This is a genomic window from Bradyrhizobium sp. cf659 (genome assembly GCF_900113725.1).
Lineage (GTDB): Bacteria > Pseudomonadota > Alphaproteobacteria > Rhizobiales > Xanthobacteraceae > Bradyrhizobium.
This window is the reverse complement of sequence record NZ_FOQJ01000001.1, coordinates 1,086,578-1,101,865: the sequence shown is the minus strand read 5'-3', so window position 1 is coordinate 1,101,865 and position 15,288 is coordinate 1,086,578. Positions and strand designations below refer to the sequence as shown.

Sequence of the window (15,288 nt, the reverse complement as noted above, 5' to 3'; positions counted from 1 at the left end):
GGCGAAGCTGTGAGGGAGGCCGCAGAGTCGTAGCCCGGGTGAGCGAAGCGATACCCGGGACCGCCGCTCGCACGAATCCCGGATATCGCTTCGCTCATCCGGGCTACAAGACCTTGCGTTGCCTGACGGGCAAAACACGCCACGGCTCGGTCAATCGCAACAGGCGAAAAGATTCGTATTTACAGAATTTCTGTTTTATCGCATTGTCTCGCCACCTCATCCCGGTCAGAGGGGCGTATCGCGATCGTCACGACATGCGGGGTGAGCTGCGGTGGACGCTAGTCACATCGGCGCGAAGAGCTTCGCAGGGCGGGCAACCGTGAGCGAAGGCCTTCGCGCACACGACCGGTGCGATCTGCGTACGGCAAAACCGTGTCGTCCTGGCGCCCGGGGTCTGTGCGCCAAGTCTTGCGGTGATGTGGCGGCCCAACCGGGCACGCGCATCAGCGATCCGCAAGGCGACGGGGGCAATAGTGCATCGCTCCCCGGGGAGAGCTCGGCATAAGCCGTCAAACCACTGCGCAGGGAAGGCCGTGTGTTGGGCTTCACCTGTATGCCGCTGTGCAGATTTTCGTTGCCACCTTTCGCACAGTGGACCTCGGGTGCCAGCCGGCACCCGGCCTTCCCTGCGCCCTCTGACATCGGAGGGTGTCGCGATGAAGCAAAGCTCGGGCGAGATGAGCCGCGAGGATGCGGATCTGTGTCTGCGAGCTGAGATGCGTGTTGAGCAAGCGCGGTGCTGGCCCCGTGCTCCGTCATTGCGAGCGCAGCGAAGCAATCCAGAATCCCTCCATGGAGAGACTCTGGATTGCTTCGTCGCAAGAGCTCCTCGCAATGACGGTGTGGAGGGAACGTGCGCTCGAACTTCGGTCTTGTGCCCCGGACGCGGCGCTGCGCTCGCAATGGCGACGTTGAAGCCGCCGCACGCCGCATTGTGAGTTGTGCCCGCGCCGCAGACCGCTACCATGCGCGCGCCCGGAACACGGGACCAGAACAGCGAGCGGAGGCGACATGAGCGGGCAGGAGCGCAAGGTGAAGGGATCGGACTTGTTTGTCGCGGCGCTGGAGAACGAGGGCGTCGACCGCATTTTCGGCGTGCCCGGCGAAGAAAATCTCGATCTCGTGGAATCGCTCCGCACCTCCAAAATCGAGCTGATCCTGACCCGCCACGAGCAGGCGGCCGCCTTCATGGCCGCCACCCATGGCCGGCTCACCGGCAAGCCCGGTGTCTGTCTCTCGACGCTCGGCCCCGGGGCGCTCAATCTGTCCACCGGAGCGGCCTATGCGCATCTTGGCGCGATGCCGATGATCCTGATCACCGGCCAGAAGCCGATCATGAGCAGCCGGCAGGCGCGTTTCCAGATCGTGGACGTGGTCGCGACCATGAAGCCGCTGACGAAGCTGTCGCGGCAGATCATCAGCGCCTCCAGCATCCCGACCGTGGTGCGCGATGCCTTTCGCGTGGCGATGGAGGAGCGGCCCGGGCCGGTGCATCTCGAACTGCCCGAGGACATCGCGGGCGACGAATTACCGGCCGTTCCCGTGATCCCGGTCCATCCGATCGAAATTCCGGTCGCCCATCGCGCCGCGCTCGATCGTGCGGCCGAGATGATTCTCGCGGCAACGCATCCGCTGGTGATGATGGGCGCTGCGACCAGCCGGCCACGATCGACCCACGGCATTGCGAGCTTCGTGCGGCGAACCGGCATTCCCTTTTTCACCACGCAGATGGGGAAGGGCACCGTGCCCGGCGGCACCAATCTCTATATGGGCACCGCGGCGCTGTCCGAGCGCGACTATGTCCATGACGCGATCGACGCCGCCGATCTGATCGTGGCAATCGGTCACGACCCGATCGAGAAGCCGCCCTTCATCATGGGGCCGTCGGGCCCGAAGGTGATTCACGTCAGCTACACGTCCGCCAGCGTCGAGCAGGTCTATTTCCCGGACGCCGAGGTCGTCGGCGATGTCGGCCCGAGCCTGGAGCTGCTGGCGGACCGCCTCGAAGGCAGGCTGCCGCAGGCGGCGGCGCTCCTGCCATTGCGCGAACAAATCCTGAGCCATATCGCCGACCGCGCCACCGAGGCGCGCTGGCCGCCGACGCCGCAGCGGATCGTGCACGACATCCGCCAGGTGATCCCGGAGAACGGCATCGTCGCGCTCGACAACGGCATGTACAAGATCTGGTTCGCGCGCAACTACCGCACCCGCGTCGCCAACACGCTGCTGCTGGACAACGCGCTGGCGACGATGGGCGCCGGCCTGCCGTCGGCGATGATGGCCGCGATGCTCTATCCCGACCGCCGCGTGCTCGCGGTCGCCGGCGACGGCGGTTTCATGATGAACAGCCAGGAGATGGAGACCGCCGTCCGTCTCAAGCTCAACCTGGTCGTGCTGGTGCTGGAGGACAACGCCTACGGCATGATCCGCTGGAAGCAGGCCGTCGATCATTTCGCCGATTTCGGCATGACCTTTGGCAATCCCGATTTCGTTCTCTACGCGAAGGCTTATGGGGCCAAGGGGCATCGTATCGAGACGATCGACAGCTTTGGCCCGACGCTCGATGCCGCGTTTAGGGAAGGCGGCGTGCACCTGGTCGTGGTCCCGATCGACTATTCGGAGAACGTGCGGGTGCTCGTGGATGAGCTGCGGGCGCACGAGAAGGCGAAGGCGTGATTTGATGGAGAAAAGCTATCTCCACATCGTCATTGCGAGCGCAGCGAAGCAATCCAGAGTCGTCCCGCGGCGGCAGTCCTGGATTGCTTCGCTGCGCTCGCAATGACGGAGTCTGCAGCGAGGACTTCGCCCGAATAGGTCTACCGTACTTGTGTCGCGATCACTGATCCCCCACACTCTTGATTACCCAACCAACCACAGGAATATGAAATGACTCGCGTTCGCTGTATCACCGAGATGGGCATGGGCGTCGACGTTCACGGCAGGGACGCCACCAAGGCGGCGAAGCGTGCGGTGTCGGATGCGATCAGGCATTCGAGCCTCGGTTTCTTCCGGATGATCGGCAAGACCGCGAACGACATGTTCGTCGATGTCACGATCGGAGTGCCCAACCCTGAGGCGGTGGACAAGGAAGCCGTAGCGAAGGAGCTGCCCTACGGCACCGTGACCGTGACTGCGGTCAAGGGCGGGCTGGAGATTCCCTCGGCTACGGAAGTGGCCAACGACCCCATCCTCATCGCCAATGCGGCTGTCATCGTCAGCTTCGACAAGGACTAGGCCGGTGTCCGACAGCGATGAGGCGCTGCTGGATCACCCGATCTGGAGCGCGCTGACAACGAGCCAGAAGCATCTGGCGGAGGGTGGTCCGCGAGCGCTGCGTTATCCCGTGGACATGACGCCGTTTGCCGACATGGTCGACATGTCGCCGGCAAGTTTTGCTGCGCTCCATGACCTCCTGTCGGGCTCGCAGGTTGCCGCGCTGTTCACGCCGGAGCCGGTCGAAATGCCCGCCGGTTTCAAGGTCGTGCTCGCCGAGACCGGCGAGCAGATGATCGGCTCGCCGGCCGACAGTCCGCTCCGCGATGCCGAGATCGTCACATTGGGCGCGGGCGACGTTCCCGCCATGATGGCGCTGACGGAGCTGACCAAGCCGGGGCCATTCGCGCTGCGCACCCACGAGCTCGGCACGTTCCTCGGCATCCGCGACGGCGGCGAATTGGTCGCGATGACGGGCGAGCGAATGAAGCCGGGAAAGTTCGTCGAGATGACGGCCGTCTGCGTGCATCCGGAATACCGTGGGCGTGGCTACGCGCAGGCGCTGCTCGCGGCGGTCGCGCGCCGGATCGAGGCGCGCGGCGAAATTCCGTTCCTGCACGTGTTCTCGAACAATACATCCGCGATCGCGCTGTACCAGCGACAGGGCATGCGGATTCGGCGGCGCCTGTACGTCACTGCGTTCATGAAGGAGGGATAGACTCCCTCAGGGACCGCCCTTCATTTCGTTCGAATTCACGCTATATCCGTCCGAACCACAATTGGGGGAAACACATGGACGCCAGGACAACCGATTTTTCCGCCGTACGGACGGCGATGCAGCGCTACGTCGATCAGGAGATCATTCCCGGCGTGTCCTGGGCGGTGCTGCGCGGCCGGGAGGTCGTTGACCAGCAATGCGTCGGCTTCGCTGATCGCGAGTCCAACACCGCGCTGCAGCCCAACCATATCTTCCGCGCGTTTTCGAATACCAAGATCTTCATCACGTGCGCGATCATGCTGCTGATGGAAGAGGGCCGCATCGGGCTTGACGACGTTGTCGAAAAATTCCTGCCGCAGCTCGGCAATCGCAAGGTGCTGAAGCAGGGCGCGTCGAGTCTCGCCGATGTCGAGCCGGCGAACGGGTCGATCACGATCCGCCAGCTCCTGACCCACACCTCCGGCCTCAGCTACGGCATCTTCGATCCCGGCACGGTGCTGTTCAGGGGTTACAACGAGGCGCGCGTGCTCAATCCGCTGACGCCGCTGACCGACATGATCGACAAGCTCGCCGATCTGCCGCTGTCCTATCATCCCGGCAACGGCTGGGAATATTCAGTGGCGACCGACGTGCTCGGCCGCGTCGTCGAGGTCGTCTCCGGAACATCCCTCGATGCCTTCCTCAAGGCGCGCATTTTCGATCCGCTCGGCATGACCGACACCGGATTTTACGTGCCCGAAGCGCAGCAGGGCAGGCTGGTCGCGCTCTACACCGGCGCTGACGTGCTCGATCCGATGAAGCCCGGCCTGGCGCGGGCCGACAATCTGCCTTATCCGCAGGCCTATCGCCGTCCGCTCCCGCGGCTCTCGGGCGGCGGCGGCCTGGTCTCGACCCTGCCCGACATGCTCGCGCTGGTGCGCGCATTGGTGCCCGGGTCGGACACGCTGCTGAAGCCGGAGACGCTGCGGCAGATGATGACGAACCAGCTGCCCGCAGGGCAGACCATCCGTTTCGCCAATCTCGGGCCGATACCCGGCAAGGGGTTTGGCCTCGGCGGCGCGGTCACCTTCGCGCCGACGCCGTTCGATCCCCCGAATTCCACCGGCGAGTTCCAGTGGGGTGGCCTTGCCGGCACGCATTGGTGGATCTGCCCGCAGGCCAATACCGCGGGCGTCCTGATGGCCCAGCGCCACATGGGCTTCTGGAATCCGTTCTTCTTCGAGTTCAAGCGCCTGGCCTACCAGGCGGTCGGAGGCTGACCGCAAAAAAATTGCAGGCCTCCGCGAATCCTTTTCGTCCGTCGCATCCTCCTTGTCGTCGAGGCATTCCGCCTCGGCTCGTATCGGAGGATGTGATGGGATTTTACAGGAAAAACATCGGTGGCCTGCATCAGGCGGTGCGGGTGGCCCTCGGAATTGCGGTTGCCATTGCGGCGTTCGCGTATCTGTCCGGGCTTGCAGCATGGCTGGTCGCGCTCGGCGGCGCAGGCTTCGCGCTGACCGGCCTCGTCGGCTACTGCCCGATGTGCGCGATGGCCGGGATCGGACGAGGAGGCGTGTCGTGAGTGCGGCTGCGATCTCGCCCAACCTGTTCGAGGCTGCGCGCCTCGGCGATCCCGACGCGATCGCGTCGCTGCTCGCGACGGCGCAGCCGGATATCCGCCGCTACGCGCGCGCGACCTGCCGCAGCTCGGCGGATGCCGAGGATGCGGCGCAGGAGGCGCTGTGGATTCTGTTCCGCCATGTCGGCACCATCCGATCGCTGCTGGCGTTTTCCGCCTGGCTGTTCAGCGTGGTCCGCCGCGAATGTCTGCGGCTCGCGCGCAAGGCCGCCCTCATGCCGGCCATCGATGCCGGTGAAGCGGAGGCCGCACTGCTGTCGCGACCCGAGGCGGATCTGCGGCTCGACGTGGCCGCGGCTTTCGAAGCGCTGCCGCCGCACTACCGCGACGTCGCGCTGATGCGCGACGTCAAGGAAATGACCATCGACGAAATCGCCGTCGCACTCGGCGCGTCCAGGCAGACCGTCAAGGCGCGCCTGCATCGCGCCCGCGCCTTGATGCGCGAATATCTGACGAGATGAGACATGACCGATTATCAGAATCCCGCTGACCTGAAATCCGTCCCGGCCTTCGTCGCGCTCGCACCGGTCGAGGCCAACGCGTTCCTCGCCTTCAATCATGCCGTCGAGCGCAAGGACGGCTTGATCCCGCTGAAATATCGCGAGCTGATCTCGCTCGCGGTCGCGCTCACCACGCAATGCGCCTATTGCCTCGACGTGCATACGGCACAGGCGGCGAAGGCCGGCGCAACGCGCGAGGAGGTCGCGGAAGCCGCGTTGATCGCGGCAGCCGTGCGCGCCGGCGGCACGCTCGGCCATGCGCTGTTGGCGCAGCGCCTGTTTGAGCGACATCGAGGCGAGGGGGCGGGATGAGCGAGCATCGGTCGGTGACTGGATCGTGCGCGTGAACAACTACCTCGGCCTCGACGGATTTCGCTACGGCTGGGTCGCAGCCTGGATCGACGGGCGCGGCGATCACGGCTTCGACTATTCGCCGGGGCTGACGCGCTTGCTCGCGATGCCGCACGCGCGCGCGATGATCGACATGCCGATCGGATTGAATCCGAGCGGTTATCGAACGTGCGACTTGCGCGCTCGCGAACTGGTTGGCCCCGCCGTGTTTCTCGGCGCGCGCCGGGACCTCTGGACATTTCCCGACATGGCGACAGCCAATCGTCACTACTGGAAGCACGAGGGCAAGGGCAGGGGCGTGTCGGCGCAGCTCTGGAACATCAGGGACAAGATCAGGGAGGTCGACGAGATCATGACGCCCGCGCGGCAAGTGGTGATTGGCGAGGCGCATCCGGAGTTGATCTTCTGGAATCTCGCCGGCCGCCTGCGGCTCGACAGCAAGACGTCAGCGCAAGGCCGCGAACAACGCATCGCGCTGCTTGAGCAACGCGGCTTCACACGCTTGCGGAAATGGCTGACGCAGCGCCACGGCACCGGCATCGGACGCGACGATCTCATCGACGCGTGCGCCTGCGCGATCGCGGCGCGCGACAGCACGCAGTCGGTCGGCGACGACGAGACCGATCCGCACGGATTGCGGATGGAGATCAACTATTGAGACGACCGCCAAGGCGCGCTCGGGATAAAGCGGCAATTTATTTGACAGGTATAGGAACTGTCGATGGTCGGCCCGCGTTCCCCGTGCAAAGAGATTACAGAGATGCTCGTGCGATGAATGATACCAGTCAATTCGCGACCGCGCTGCTCGCGCTCGTTTTCATCGGAGCCCTGCTCGTCACCGGGCAGCTCTTCATCAAGCAACGTGCGCAGCGCGACATCGCGTATGTGACAAGTCACTTGCTGCCGCCGCTGTGATCCAGCTTCGGTGCGAAAAGATCGTGTGTTCTCTGCATCGGCCTTGTGCCGTTGGTCCGCTTGCCTAAATTAGGCGGATTCTCACGAACGATGCCGGGGTCCCGATGTCCGATCTCTCCACCTTTCCCATCACCAAGCGCTGGCCGGCCAAGCATCCGGAGCCGCTTCAGCTCTATTCGCTGCCGACGCCGAACGGCGTCAAGGTTTCGATCATGCTGGAGGAGATCGGGCTGCCCTACGAAGTCCATCTCGTCGACTTCGGCAAGGACGACCAGAAGACGCCCGAGTTTCTGTCGCTCAATCCGAACGGCAAGATTCCGGCGATCCTCGATCCCAACGGTCCCGGCGGCAGGCCGCTGCCGCTGTTCGAGTCCGGGGCGATCCTGCAATATCTCGCGGAGAAGACCGGCAAGCTGTTGCCGGAGGACGCGGCGCGCCGCTACCAAGCCATCCAGTGGGTGCATTTCCAGATGGGCGGCATCGGGCCGATGTTCGGCCAGGTCGGTTTCTTCCACAAATTCGCCGGCAAGGATTTCGAGGACAAGCGGCCGCTCGAACGATACGTGGGCGAGTCCAAGCGTCTGCTCAGCGTGATGGAGACGCATCTGGCCGGCCGGCAATGGTTCATGGATGACGACTACACCATCGCCGACATCTCCATGCTCGGCTGGGTGCGCAACCTCAACGGTTTCTACGGCGCCGGTGACCTCGTCGAATTCACCCGGTTCAAATCGGTTGCCGCGTGGCTCGAACGGGGACTTGCACGTCCGGCGGTGCAACGTGGGCTCAACATTCCGAAGCGGCCGTGAAACTAGCTGAGTGCCTTGTAGGTCATGTAGAGCGCCATCAGCGAGACGAGGGCGATCATGACCCGGCGCAGCACCGATTTGCTGATACCATTGGCCATGCGTGCGCCGAGATCGGTGCCGACCCAGAGGCCGATAACAATGCCTGTTATCGCCGGCCACCCGACCATGAGCCCCTTGCTCCAGTAGATCCACGCCGCTGGAATGTTGGTCGGGATCACCGAGAAGACGAGGCTGACGAGTTGCGCCTGATGTTGCGGCACACGCAGGCCCGCGGCGAGGCCGACAGTGATCGCGAGCCCGCCGCCGATGCCCATGAAGCCGGAGGAAAAGCCGGCCAGCGTGCCGATGAGGAACAGCGGAAGCCATGGCAATTCGGCGGGATCGCCGGCCGCGCCAGCGCCGTCCTTGCGGTCACGGCGCAGCAGCAGTGCCGCGATCAAGAGAGCGAGGTAGACGACGTAGGTCCATTGCAGGACTGCATCGGATACGGCGGCCGCGGCATAGCCGCCGCCCGCGCCACCGACGAGAAATCCGATGCCGATCCAGACGATCCATTGCAGCGGACTGCGATTGCCGCCCTGCCAGTAGCGGCGGACACCGGCGAGGCCGGTTGGCGGGACCTGCGTGATCAGCGACGTGCCCTGGGCGACATGTTGCTCGGCCCCGAGCAGCAGAACGGAAAAGATCACGAGACCGCCGCCCGGGCTCGTGCCCATGAAGCCCGATGTCACGCCGCCGACGAGGCCGACGCCGATGCCTGCAAGCAGTTCGAGAATCCAGGACATCGCTCAAGCCCGGGTTCGTCGCTTGACGTCCGGCTTCGTCGTGCGGAAGCCGTCGATCACGGCATCGACTGTCGCCATGCAGGCATCGAGGTCAAAGTCCTCGCCCCAGCATTTTTGCAGCACAAAGCCCTGGAAGATCGCGATCAACACGCGCGCGATGGCGTCGGCGCCGAGGTCGCGCTTGACGAGGCCGTCGTGCTGGGCGCGCTCGACCAGCGCCACGATCAGGGCACGCGGCATCTCGATACCCTCGACGACGCTGGTGCGGACGCGGCGGTTGCGCAGCGCTTCGGCCCAGCCATGGATGCCGACGCGCCGCCGCGCTTCGCCGGCGGGATCGGTGAGCCATTGCGCGTAGACGCGGACCAGGGCGTGAAGTCCTTCGATCGGATCGCCCGATCCCTGCGCGACCGAGTTGAGCACGGCTTCACGGCGATGCCGGTCGTCAGCGAGCGCCTCGATCAGGTCGTCCTTGCTCTGGAAGTAGAGATAGACCGCGCCATGGCTCAGCCCCGACCGCTTCACGATGTCGGCCATGCCGGTCTGGTGAAAACCGTTGTCGGCGAAGCAGGCGAGGGCGGCCTCGAGGATCTGCTGCCGCCGGCCTTCACGCTGCTTGTCGCTGATCTTGGGCATCAGGGGCGTCCATAAATAACTGACTGATCGATCGTTTTTGTGATTCGCCGGGAACGGCGTGAATGTCGGCTGTCCAAATAAAAAACGATCGATCAGTCATTTTTAAATGAGCAACGGGTTTTAGTCAAGTCCGGATGGCCCCGGACCGAGGAACAGGAGGAGTCAACGGCTGGCGAGCTGACGGCTCGGCTCGCGATGATGTGCCGCTAGAACAGCCGTCCGCCGTTCGGCACGGGCTTGCCCGGCTGCACCAGCACGACCTTGCCGTCGGCATCGGGGAAACCGAGCGTCAGCACTTCCGATACGACCGGCCCGATCTGGCGCGGGGGAAAATTGACGACGGCCGCGACCTGTTGTCCCACCAGCGTCTCCAGCGGATGGTTCTCGGTGATCTGCGCCGAGCTCTTGCGCACGCCGATCGCCGGGCCGAAGTCGATCCACAGCCGCCAGGCCGGCTTGCGCGCCTCCGGAAACGGTTTGGCATCGACGATGGTGCCGACGCGGATATCGACCGCGAGGAAGCTGTTGAAGTCGATGGTCGGCGACGGGGCCGCGGCGGGATCGTGAGTGACGTGCATGATGTGTCCGTTGACAGAGTTCGAAAGCATCGCTCGCAATATTGTCGCGCGAACCGGAGTTTCGTACAACGCCGCAGCCGAAGCATCACGCATGCGCGAGGAACGTCTTGCCCAACATCATCTACGGCATCAAGAACTGCGACACCATGAAGAAGGCGCGCGCCTGGCTCGACAGCCATGGCATTGCCTATGAGTTTCACGACTACAAGGCGGCCGGCGTCGAGAAGGACAAGCTCAAGCAGTGGAGCGACAAGCTCGGCTGGGAGACGCTGCTCAATCGCGCCGGCACGACCTTCAAGAAGCTGCCCGACGCCGACAAGGAGGGCCTCACCGAGAAGAAGGCGCTGGCATTGATGCTAGCGCAACCATCGATGATCAAGCGTCCGGTGCTGGAAGTCGGCGGCAAGCTGCTGGTCGGCTTCAAGCCGGACATCTATGCCAAGGAAGTCAGGACGAAGTAGGCCGGCGCCAAATCCCGCTGAAGGCTAGTTCAGCTCGATGATCTCGGTGGCGTCGGCGGGGCCGGACTGGTCCGCGAACTCGACGACGTCGGCGGCCGCGATACGGCCGGGGGCGCGATGAAAGAGATCGCGATCGATCACGGCGCGCAATTTCTGGCGCGGCAGCGCGTCATTTCCGCGCATCAGATTCTTGATCTCGAAGCCGCCGTCCTCGCAGAAGGTCTTGAGCGAGGCGATGATGTGACAGACCTTGCCGTCGGTCAGGAACGGCAGCAGCAGTCGCTCGTAGGCGACGATGCGCCCGTAGATGTCGTCGACGTCGGCAACGCTGTAGACCGGAAGCCCGCGCGCGACGCATTCGTAGTAGATCGGCATCACGGAGGGCACGAGCTGCGGCCCGATATATTCATCCAGCGGCACGCCCTTGCCGGTATGTCCATAGGCGCGCGAGATCCGCGTGCCTTCGCTCTGGATGACGAGGCGCGGCGCCGGAGTTGAGGTGTCCACCGTGTAATAGATGAGATCGGACAGCTCTTCCTCGAGCCGCGCAGGCTGGTACTCCCAGATCGCCGGCGCGATCTGCTGGCGCGCATAGAGGCGCAGCCACGTGTTCAGGAGATCACGCTGCCTGATCGACTTGACGACGGAGGGAGCGGCGCTTGCGAAATCCAAAACAATATTCCCGGCAGATCAAAACCCGCGCATCATCCATTGCTGCGGGAAAATTTTCTATGAAGGCTGGCGCGCGGGACGAAAGACCGTTAACGACGGCTTGACGACCGGTGCTTTCGCGAACCGGAAGGCCGGGCAGGCGTGACATCAAAACATCTCCGACTAAGGGAGCATTTGTATCCCAGCCGGAGACCTGATCTGCTCAGCTTTCCGCCTTGCCTAACCCCCGTCACCTCCGGCATATTCCGCGCCCGGAGGCGGCGTTCCGGGAAGGCTTCAAGGCCTCCTGAAAGCCGAAGCAACAAGGACAGCCACGCGGGTCGCGCGGGCAGGGGGAAATCTGTTTGGCCGATGAGTTCATTCTCGAAACGGAAGGCTTGACCAAGGAGTTCGCGGGCTTCTTTGCTGTCCGCGACGTTGCGCTCAAGGTCCGCCGTGGGAGCATTCACGCGTTGATCGGCCCGAACGGCGCCGGCAAGACGACGTGCTTCAATCTTCTGACCAAGTTCCTCAAGCCGTCCGCCGGGAAGATCCTGTACAACGGCCAGGACATCACCGCGATGGCGCCGGCCGACGTGGCCCGCATGGGACTGGTGCGATCGTTCCAGATCTCGGCGGTGTTTCCGCACATGACCGCATTGGAAAACGTTCGCGTCGCGCTCCAGCGCCAGCACGGCAGTTCCTTCGATTTCTGGCGCTCCAAGTCGGTGCTCAACCGCTTCAACGATCGCGCACGTGATCTGCTGAACGATGTCGGCCTCAGCGAGTTTGCCAATACGCCTGCGGTCGAGATGCCCTACGGGCGCAAGCGCGCACTCGAGATTGCAACCACGCTCGCACTCGACCCCGAGATGATGCTGCTGGACGAGCCGATGGCCGGCATGGGCCACGAGGACATCGACAAGATCGCGGCGCTGATCAAGCGCATCTCCGCGAAATACACCATCCTGATGGTCGAGCATAATTTGAGCGTCGTGGCCAATCTCTCCGACATCATCACCGTGCTGACGCGCGGGCAGGTGCTCGCGCAGGGCCATTACAGCGAGCTCACCAAGGACGAGCGCGTCAAGGAAGCCTATCTGGGAGCCGGTCATGCCTGACACTGCGATCGCCGAGGCTCCGGCAAAGGCTGCGAGCGGCGGAAACATCCTCCAGGTCCGCAACCTCGAGTCCTGGTACGGCGAGTCCCACATCCTGCATGGGATCAATTTCGACGTGAACGCGGGCGAGGTCGTCACCCTGCTCGGGCGCAACGGCGCCGGCAAGACGACTACGCTGAAGTCGGTCATGGGCATCATCGGCAAGCGTACCGGCTCGGTGAAATTCAACAACCAGGAGATCATTCGCGCGACCTCCGACAAGATCGCGCGCATGGGCATCGCGTTCTGCCCGGAAGAGCGAGGGATATTCGCCAGCCTCGACGTGCGGGAGAACTTGTTGTTGCCGCCGGTCGTCCGCGAAGGCGGACTGCCGCTCGAGCAGATCTTCGACCTGTTTCCGAACCTGAAGGAGCGGCTCAACAGCCAGGGCACCAAGCTGTCCGGCGGCGAGCAGCAGATGCTGGCGATCGCGCGCATCCTTCGCACCGGCGCGAGCTTCCTGATGCTGGACGAGCCGACCGAGGGCCTTGCGCCCGTCATCATCCAGCAGATCGGCCACACCATTGCGCGGCTCAAGAAGGAGGGCTTCACGATTCTCCTCGTCGAGCAGAACTTTCGCTTCGCATCGACCGTGGCCGACCGCTATTACATCGTCGAGCACGGCAAGGTGATCGACGGTTTTGCGAACTCGGAACTGTCTGCGAACATGGACAAGCTGCATACCTATCTCGGCGTCTGACGCCCCGAGGCATTCAATAGAGGATTTCCCGGAGGAAATTATGAAACAGCATTTTTGTGCGCTTCTTCTCGGCATGGCGTTGGGATTCGTCGCAAGCGGCGCGTCGGCACAGGACAAGACCGTCAAGATCGGCGTGCTGACCGATAATTCCGGTCTCTATTCCGACCTCGGTGGCGCGGGCTCCACGCTGGCAGCCCAGATGGCGATCGAGGATTCCGGGCTTGCCGCCAAGGGCTGGAAGATCGACTTGATCTCCGCCGATCATCAGAACAAGCCCGATATCGGCACCACCATCGCGCGCCAATGGATCGACGTCGAGAAGGTCGACATCTTCATGGACGTGCTGAACTCTGGTGTCGCACTCGCGGTCAACAACGTCGTCAAGGAGAAGAATTCGATCCTGATCGACACGGGTGCGGCGACGTCGGATCTGACGAACGCCCAATGTTCGCCGAACACCATCCACTGGGTCTATGACACCTACATGCTGGCCAACAGCACCGGTCAGGCGCTGGTGAAGGCTGGCGGCGATTCCTGGTTCTTCCTGACGGCCGACTATGCGTTCGGCGCGGCGCTGGAGCGCGACACGGCGGCGGTGGTGCAAAAGGCGGGCGGCAAGGTGCTCGGCAGCGTCAAGCATCCACTCAATTCCTCAGACTTCTCCTCGTTCCTTTTGCAGGCACAGGCATCGAAGGCGAAGATCGTCGGACTTGCGAATGCCGGCGGCGATACCACCAATTCGATCAAGCAGGCCGCCGAGTTCGGCATCGTTGCCGGTGGGCAGAAGCTTGCCGGGCTGCTGCTGTTCATCACCGACGTTCACTCGCTCGGCCTGAACGTGGCGCAAGGGCTCAATTTCACCGAAACCTTCTATTGGGATCTCAACGACGGAACGCGGGCCTTCTCCAAGCGCTTTTCGGAGCGCATGAAGAACAAGGCGATGCCTTCGATGGTGCAGGCCGGTGTCTATTCGGGACTGATCCATTACTTCAAGGCTCTGGAGGCGACGGGCGGCAATCCGCATGACGGCGCCAAAATGGTCGAGAAGATGAAGTCGATGCAGACCGACGATCCGCTGTTCGGTCAGGGCAGTATCCGGGTCGATGGCCGCAAGATTCACCCGGCCTACCTGTTCGAGGTCAAGAAGCCTTCGGAATCGAAGGGGCCGTGGGACTACTACAAGCTGGTGGGCACCGTTCCCGCGGACCAGGCGTTCCGGCCGCTCTCCGAGAGCGCCTGTCCGCTGGTGAAGAAGTAACTCTCGTGGCCCGCCGGGCGGTCGTGCCGCCGGCGGGCTTTCATTTTGGTGGCGGAAGCTAATCCTGATGCAGGCTCTCTACGCACAGCTACTGGTGGGACTGATCAACGGCTCGTTCTACGCGCTGCTCAGTCTCGGGCTTGCCGTGATCTTCGGCATGCTCAACATCATCAATTTCGCCCATGGCGCGCTCTACATGATGGGCGCTTTCGTCGCCTATTTCCTGCTGAACCTCGGCGGCATCAACTACTGGTGGGCGTTGCTGCTGGCGCCTATCATCGTCGGCATCTTCGGCATGATCCTGGAGCGGACCATGCTGCAATGGCTGACCGGGCTCGACCATCTCTACGGCCTGCTGCTGACCTTCGGCATCGCGCTGATCGTGCAGGGCGTGTTCCAGAACTATTTCGGCTCCTCCGGCCTGCCTTACGCCATTCCGGACCAGCTCAGGGGCGGCATGAATCTCGGCTTCATGTTCCTGCCGATCTATCGCGGCTGGGTCGTCGTCTTCTCGCTGGTCGTGTGTCTGGCGACCTGGTTCCTGATCGAGAAGACGCGGCTCGGCGCCTATCTGCGCGCCGCCACCGAAAATCCGACGCTGGTCCGCGCCTTCGGCATCAACGTGCCGCGCATGATCACGCTGACCTACGGTCTCGGCGTTGGCCTCGCCGCACTCGCCGGCGTGCTCTCGGCGCCGATCAACCAGGTCCGGCCGCTGATGGGCGCCGACCTCATCATCGTCGTGTTCGCCGTGGTGGTGATCGGTGGCATGGGATCGATCATGGGCTCGATCATCACCGGTTTCGCGCTCGGCGTGATCGAGGGCCTGACCAAGTATTTCTACCCCGAGGCCTCCAACACCGTCGTGTTCGTGCTGATGGTGCTGGTGCTCCTGGTGAAGCCAACGGGATTGACGGGAAGGGCGGCCTGAT

At 63.5% G+C, this 15,288-nt stretch carries 19 protein-coding genes; 15 read left to right on the top strand and 4 right to left on the bottom strand.

Annotated features, from left to right (window positions below):
• Positions 1-1,011 precede the first annotated feature (1,011 nt).
• The 10 genes from BM118_RS05505 (at position 1,012) to BM118_RS05465 (ending at position 8,127) form a co-directional block, all read left to right on the top strand.
• Complete coding sequence (locus BM118_RS05505) at positions 1,012-2,676, top strand: acetolactate synthase large subunit (protein WP_092182928.1); 1,665 nt, start codon at positions 1,012-1,014, stop codon at positions 2,674-2,676.
• A gap of 210 nt (positions 2,677-2,886) precedes the next feature.
• Positions 2,887-3,234 carry a Lin0512 family protein gene (locus BM118_RS05500; RefSeq protein ID WP_008134681.1) on the top strand — a complete coding sequence of 116 codons (348 nt, stop codon included), beginning with the start codon at positions 2,887-2,889 and terminating at the stop codon, positions 3,232-3,234.
• A gap of 4 nt (positions 3,235-3,238) precedes the next feature.
• Positions 3,239-3,931 carry a GNAT family N-acetyltransferase gene (locus BM118_RS05495; protein ID WP_177234034.1) on the top strand — a complete coding sequence of 231 codons (693 nt, stop codon included), beginning with the start codon at positions 3,239-3,241 and terminating at the stop codon, positions 3,929-3,931.
• Between the two features lie 74 nt (positions 3,932-4,005).
• Positions 4,006-5,190 (top strand): serine hydrolase domain-containing protein, encoded by a 1,185-nt coding sequence (locus tag BM118_RS05490; protein ID WP_092182924.1) that lies wholly within the window; start codon positions 4,006-4,008, stop codon positions 5,188-5,190.
• A 95-nt stretch (positions 5,191-5,285) separates the two neighbouring features.
• Positions 5,286-5,495 (top strand): YgaP family membrane protein, encoded by a 210-nt coding sequence (locus tag BM118_RS05485; protein ID WP_038967554.1) that lies wholly within the window; start codon positions 5,286-5,288, stop codon positions 5,493-5,495.
• Positions 5,492-6,013, top strand: coding sequence for an RNA polymerase sigma factor (locus tag BM118_RS05480; protein WP_092182921.1), 522 nt, complete (start codon positions 5,492-5,494; stop codon positions 6,011-6,013). Before BM118_RS05485 ends, BM118_RS05480 begins: the two co-directional genes overlap by 4 nt.
• Before the next feature lie 3 nt (positions 6,014-6,016).
• Entirely contained in the window at positions 6,017-6,364 is a 348-nt protein-coding gene (locus BM118_RS05475; protein ID WP_092182919.1) for a carboxymuconolactone decarboxylase family protein, read from the top strand.
• A 31-nt stretch (positions 6,365-6,395) separates the two neighbouring features.
• A complete protein-coding gene (locus BM118_RS05470) occupies positions 6,396-7,061 on the top strand; it encodes a DUF429 domain-containing protein (protein WP_092184280.1) in 666 nt (221 codons plus the stop codon).
• Positions 7,062-7,174: 113 nt separating this feature from the next.
• Positions 7,175-7,318 (top strand): hypothetical protein, encoded by a 144-nt coding sequence (locus tag BM118_RS41215; protein WP_177234033.1) that lies wholly within the window; start codon positions 7,175-7,177, stop codon positions 7,316-7,318.
• A 104-nt stretch (positions 7,319-7,422) separates the two neighbouring features.
• Positions 7,423-8,127, top strand: coding sequence for a glutathione S-transferase family protein (locus BM118_RS05465; protein ID WP_092182917.1), 705 nt, complete (start codon positions 7,423-7,425; stop codon positions 8,125-8,127).
• A 2-nt stretch (positions 8,128-8,129) separates the two neighbouring features.
• On the opposite strand, the gene BM118_RS05460 is transcribed toward BM118_RS05465, so the two are convergent.
• From BM118_RS05460 to BM118_RS05450, 3 genes are all read right to left on the bottom strand, one after another.
• Positions 8,130-8,912 carry a sulfite exporter TauE/SafE family protein gene (locus BM118_RS05460; protein ID WP_092182915.1) on the bottom strand — a complete coding sequence of 261 codons (783 nt, stop codon included), beginning with the start codon at positions 8,910-8,912 and terminating at the stop codon, positions 8,130-8,132.
• A gap of 3 nt (positions 8,913-8,915) precedes the next feature.
• Complete coding sequence (locus tag BM118_RS05455; protein WP_092182913.1) at positions 8,916-9,548, bottom strand: TetR/AcrR family transcriptional regulator; 633 nt, start codon at positions 9,546-9,548, stop codon at positions 8,916-8,918.
• A gap of 206 nt (positions 9,549-9,754) precedes the next feature.
• A complete protein-coding gene (locus tag BM118_RS05450) occupies positions 9,755-10,126 on the bottom strand; it encodes a tRNA-binding protein (protein ID WP_011086810.1) in 372 nt (123 codons plus the stop codon).
• A 107-nt stretch (positions 10,127-10,233) separates the two neighbouring features.
• Here BM118_RS05450 and BM118_RS05445 point away from each other — a divergent pair, with 107 nt between their 5' ends.
• On the top strand, positions 10,234-10,587 hold the full coding sequence (locus BM118_RS05445) for an ArsC family reductase (protein ID WP_092182911.1): 354 nt from the start codon (positions 10,234-10,236) through the stop codon (positions 10,585-10,587).
• Between the two features lie 24 nt (positions 10,588-10,611).
• Here the strand turns inward: BM118_RS05445 and BM118_RS05440 are convergent, their stop codons facing one another.
• Complete coding sequence (locus BM118_RS05440; protein WP_092182909.1) at positions 10,612-11,259, bottom strand: PAS domain-containing protein; 648 nt, start codon at positions 11,257-11,259, stop codon at positions 10,612-10,614.
• A gap of 344 nt (positions 11,260-11,603) precedes the next feature.
• Between BM118_RS05440 and BM118_RS05435 the strand changes: the two genes are divergently transcribed.
• The 4 genes from BM118_RS05435 to BM118_RS05420 all read left to right on the top strand — a co-directional run bounded on the left by BM118_RS05435 (position 11,604) and on the right by BM118_RS05420 (position 15,287).
• Positions 11,604-12,359, top strand: a complete 756-nt coding sequence (locus BM118_RS05435) for an ABC transporter ATP-binding protein (RefSeq protein WP_092182907.1) — start codon at positions 11,604-11,606, stop codon at positions 12,357-12,359.
• Positions 12,352-13,098, top strand: a complete 747-nt coding sequence (locus BM118_RS05430) for an ABC transporter ATP-binding protein (protein WP_092182905.1) — start codon at positions 12,352-12,354, stop codon at positions 13,096-13,098. The genes BM118_RS05435 and BM118_RS05430 overlap by 8 nt, the downstream gene beginning before the upstream one ends.
• A 40-nt stretch (positions 13,099-13,138) precedes the next feature.
• Complete coding sequence (locus tag BM118_RS05425) at positions 13,139-14,356, top strand: ABC transporter substrate-binding protein (RefSeq protein WP_092182903.1); 1,218 nt, start codon at positions 13,139-13,141, stop codon at positions 14,354-14,356.
• A 67-nt stretch (positions 14,357-14,423) separates the two neighbouring features.
• Positions 14,424-15,287 (top strand): branched-chain amino acid ABC transporter permease, encoded by an 864-nt coding sequence (locus BM118_RS05420; protein WP_092182901.1) that lies wholly within the window; start codon positions 14,424-14,426, stop codon positions 15,285-15,287.
• The last annotated feature ends 1 nt before the right edge of the window (position 15,288 follow it).

Excerpts from the sequence above, each read along its gene's own strand:
- BM118_RS05450 (WP_011086810.1), bottom strand. The coding sequence starts at position 10,126 with ATGCACGTCACTCACGATCCCGCCGCGGCCCCGTCGCCGACCATCGAC.
- BM118_RS05460 (WP_092182915.1), bottom strand. The coding sequence starts at position 8,912 with ATGTCCTGGATTCTCGAACTGCTTGCAGGCATCGGCGTCGGCCTCGTC.
- BM118_RS05420 (WP_092182901.1), top strand. The coding sequence starts at position 14,424 with ATGCAGGCTCTCTACGCACAGCTACTGGTGGGACTGATCAACGGCTCG.
- BM118_RS05500 (WP_008134681.1), top strand. The coding sequence starts at position 2,887 with ATGACTCGCGTTCGCTGTATCACCGAGATGGGCATGGGCGTCGACGTT.
- BM118_RS05430 (WP_092182905.1), top strand. The coding sequence starts at position 12,352 with ATGCCTGACACTGCGATCGCCGAGGCTCCGGCAAAGGCTGCGAGCGGC.
- BM118_RS05465 (WP_092182917.1), top strand. The coding sequence starts at position 7,423 with ATGTCCGATCTCTCCACCTTTCCCATCACCAAGCGCTGGCCGGCCAAG.
- BM118_RS05455 (WP_092182913.1), bottom strand. The coding sequence starts at position 9,548 with ATGCCCAAGATCAGCGACAAGCAGCGTGAAGGCCGGCGGCAGCAGATC.
- BM118_RS05425 (WP_092182903.1), top strand. The coding sequence starts at position 13,139 with ATGAAACAGCATTTTTGTGCGCTTCTTCTCGGCATGGCGTTGGGATTC.
- BM118_RS05490 (WP_092182924.1), top strand. The coding sequence starts at position 4,006 with ATGGACGCCAGGACAACCGATTTTTCCGCCGTACGGACGGCGATGCAG.
- BM118_RS05485 (WP_038967554.1), top strand. The coding sequence starts at position 5,286 with ATGGGATTTTACAGGAAAAACATCGGTGGCCTGCATCAGGCGGTGCGG.
- BM118_RS05475 (WP_092182919.1), top strand. The coding sequence starts at position 6,017 with ATGACCGATTATCAGAATCCCGCTGACCTGAAATCCGTCCCGGCCTTC.
- BM118_RS05505 (WP_092182928.1), top strand. The coding sequence starts at position 1,012 with ATGAGCGGGCAGGAGCGCAAGGTGAAGGGATCGGACTTGTTTGTCGCG.
- BM118_RS41215 (WP_177234033.1), top strand. The coding sequence starts at position 7,175 with ATGAATGATACCAGTCAATTCGCGACCGCGCTGCTCGCGCTCGTTTTC.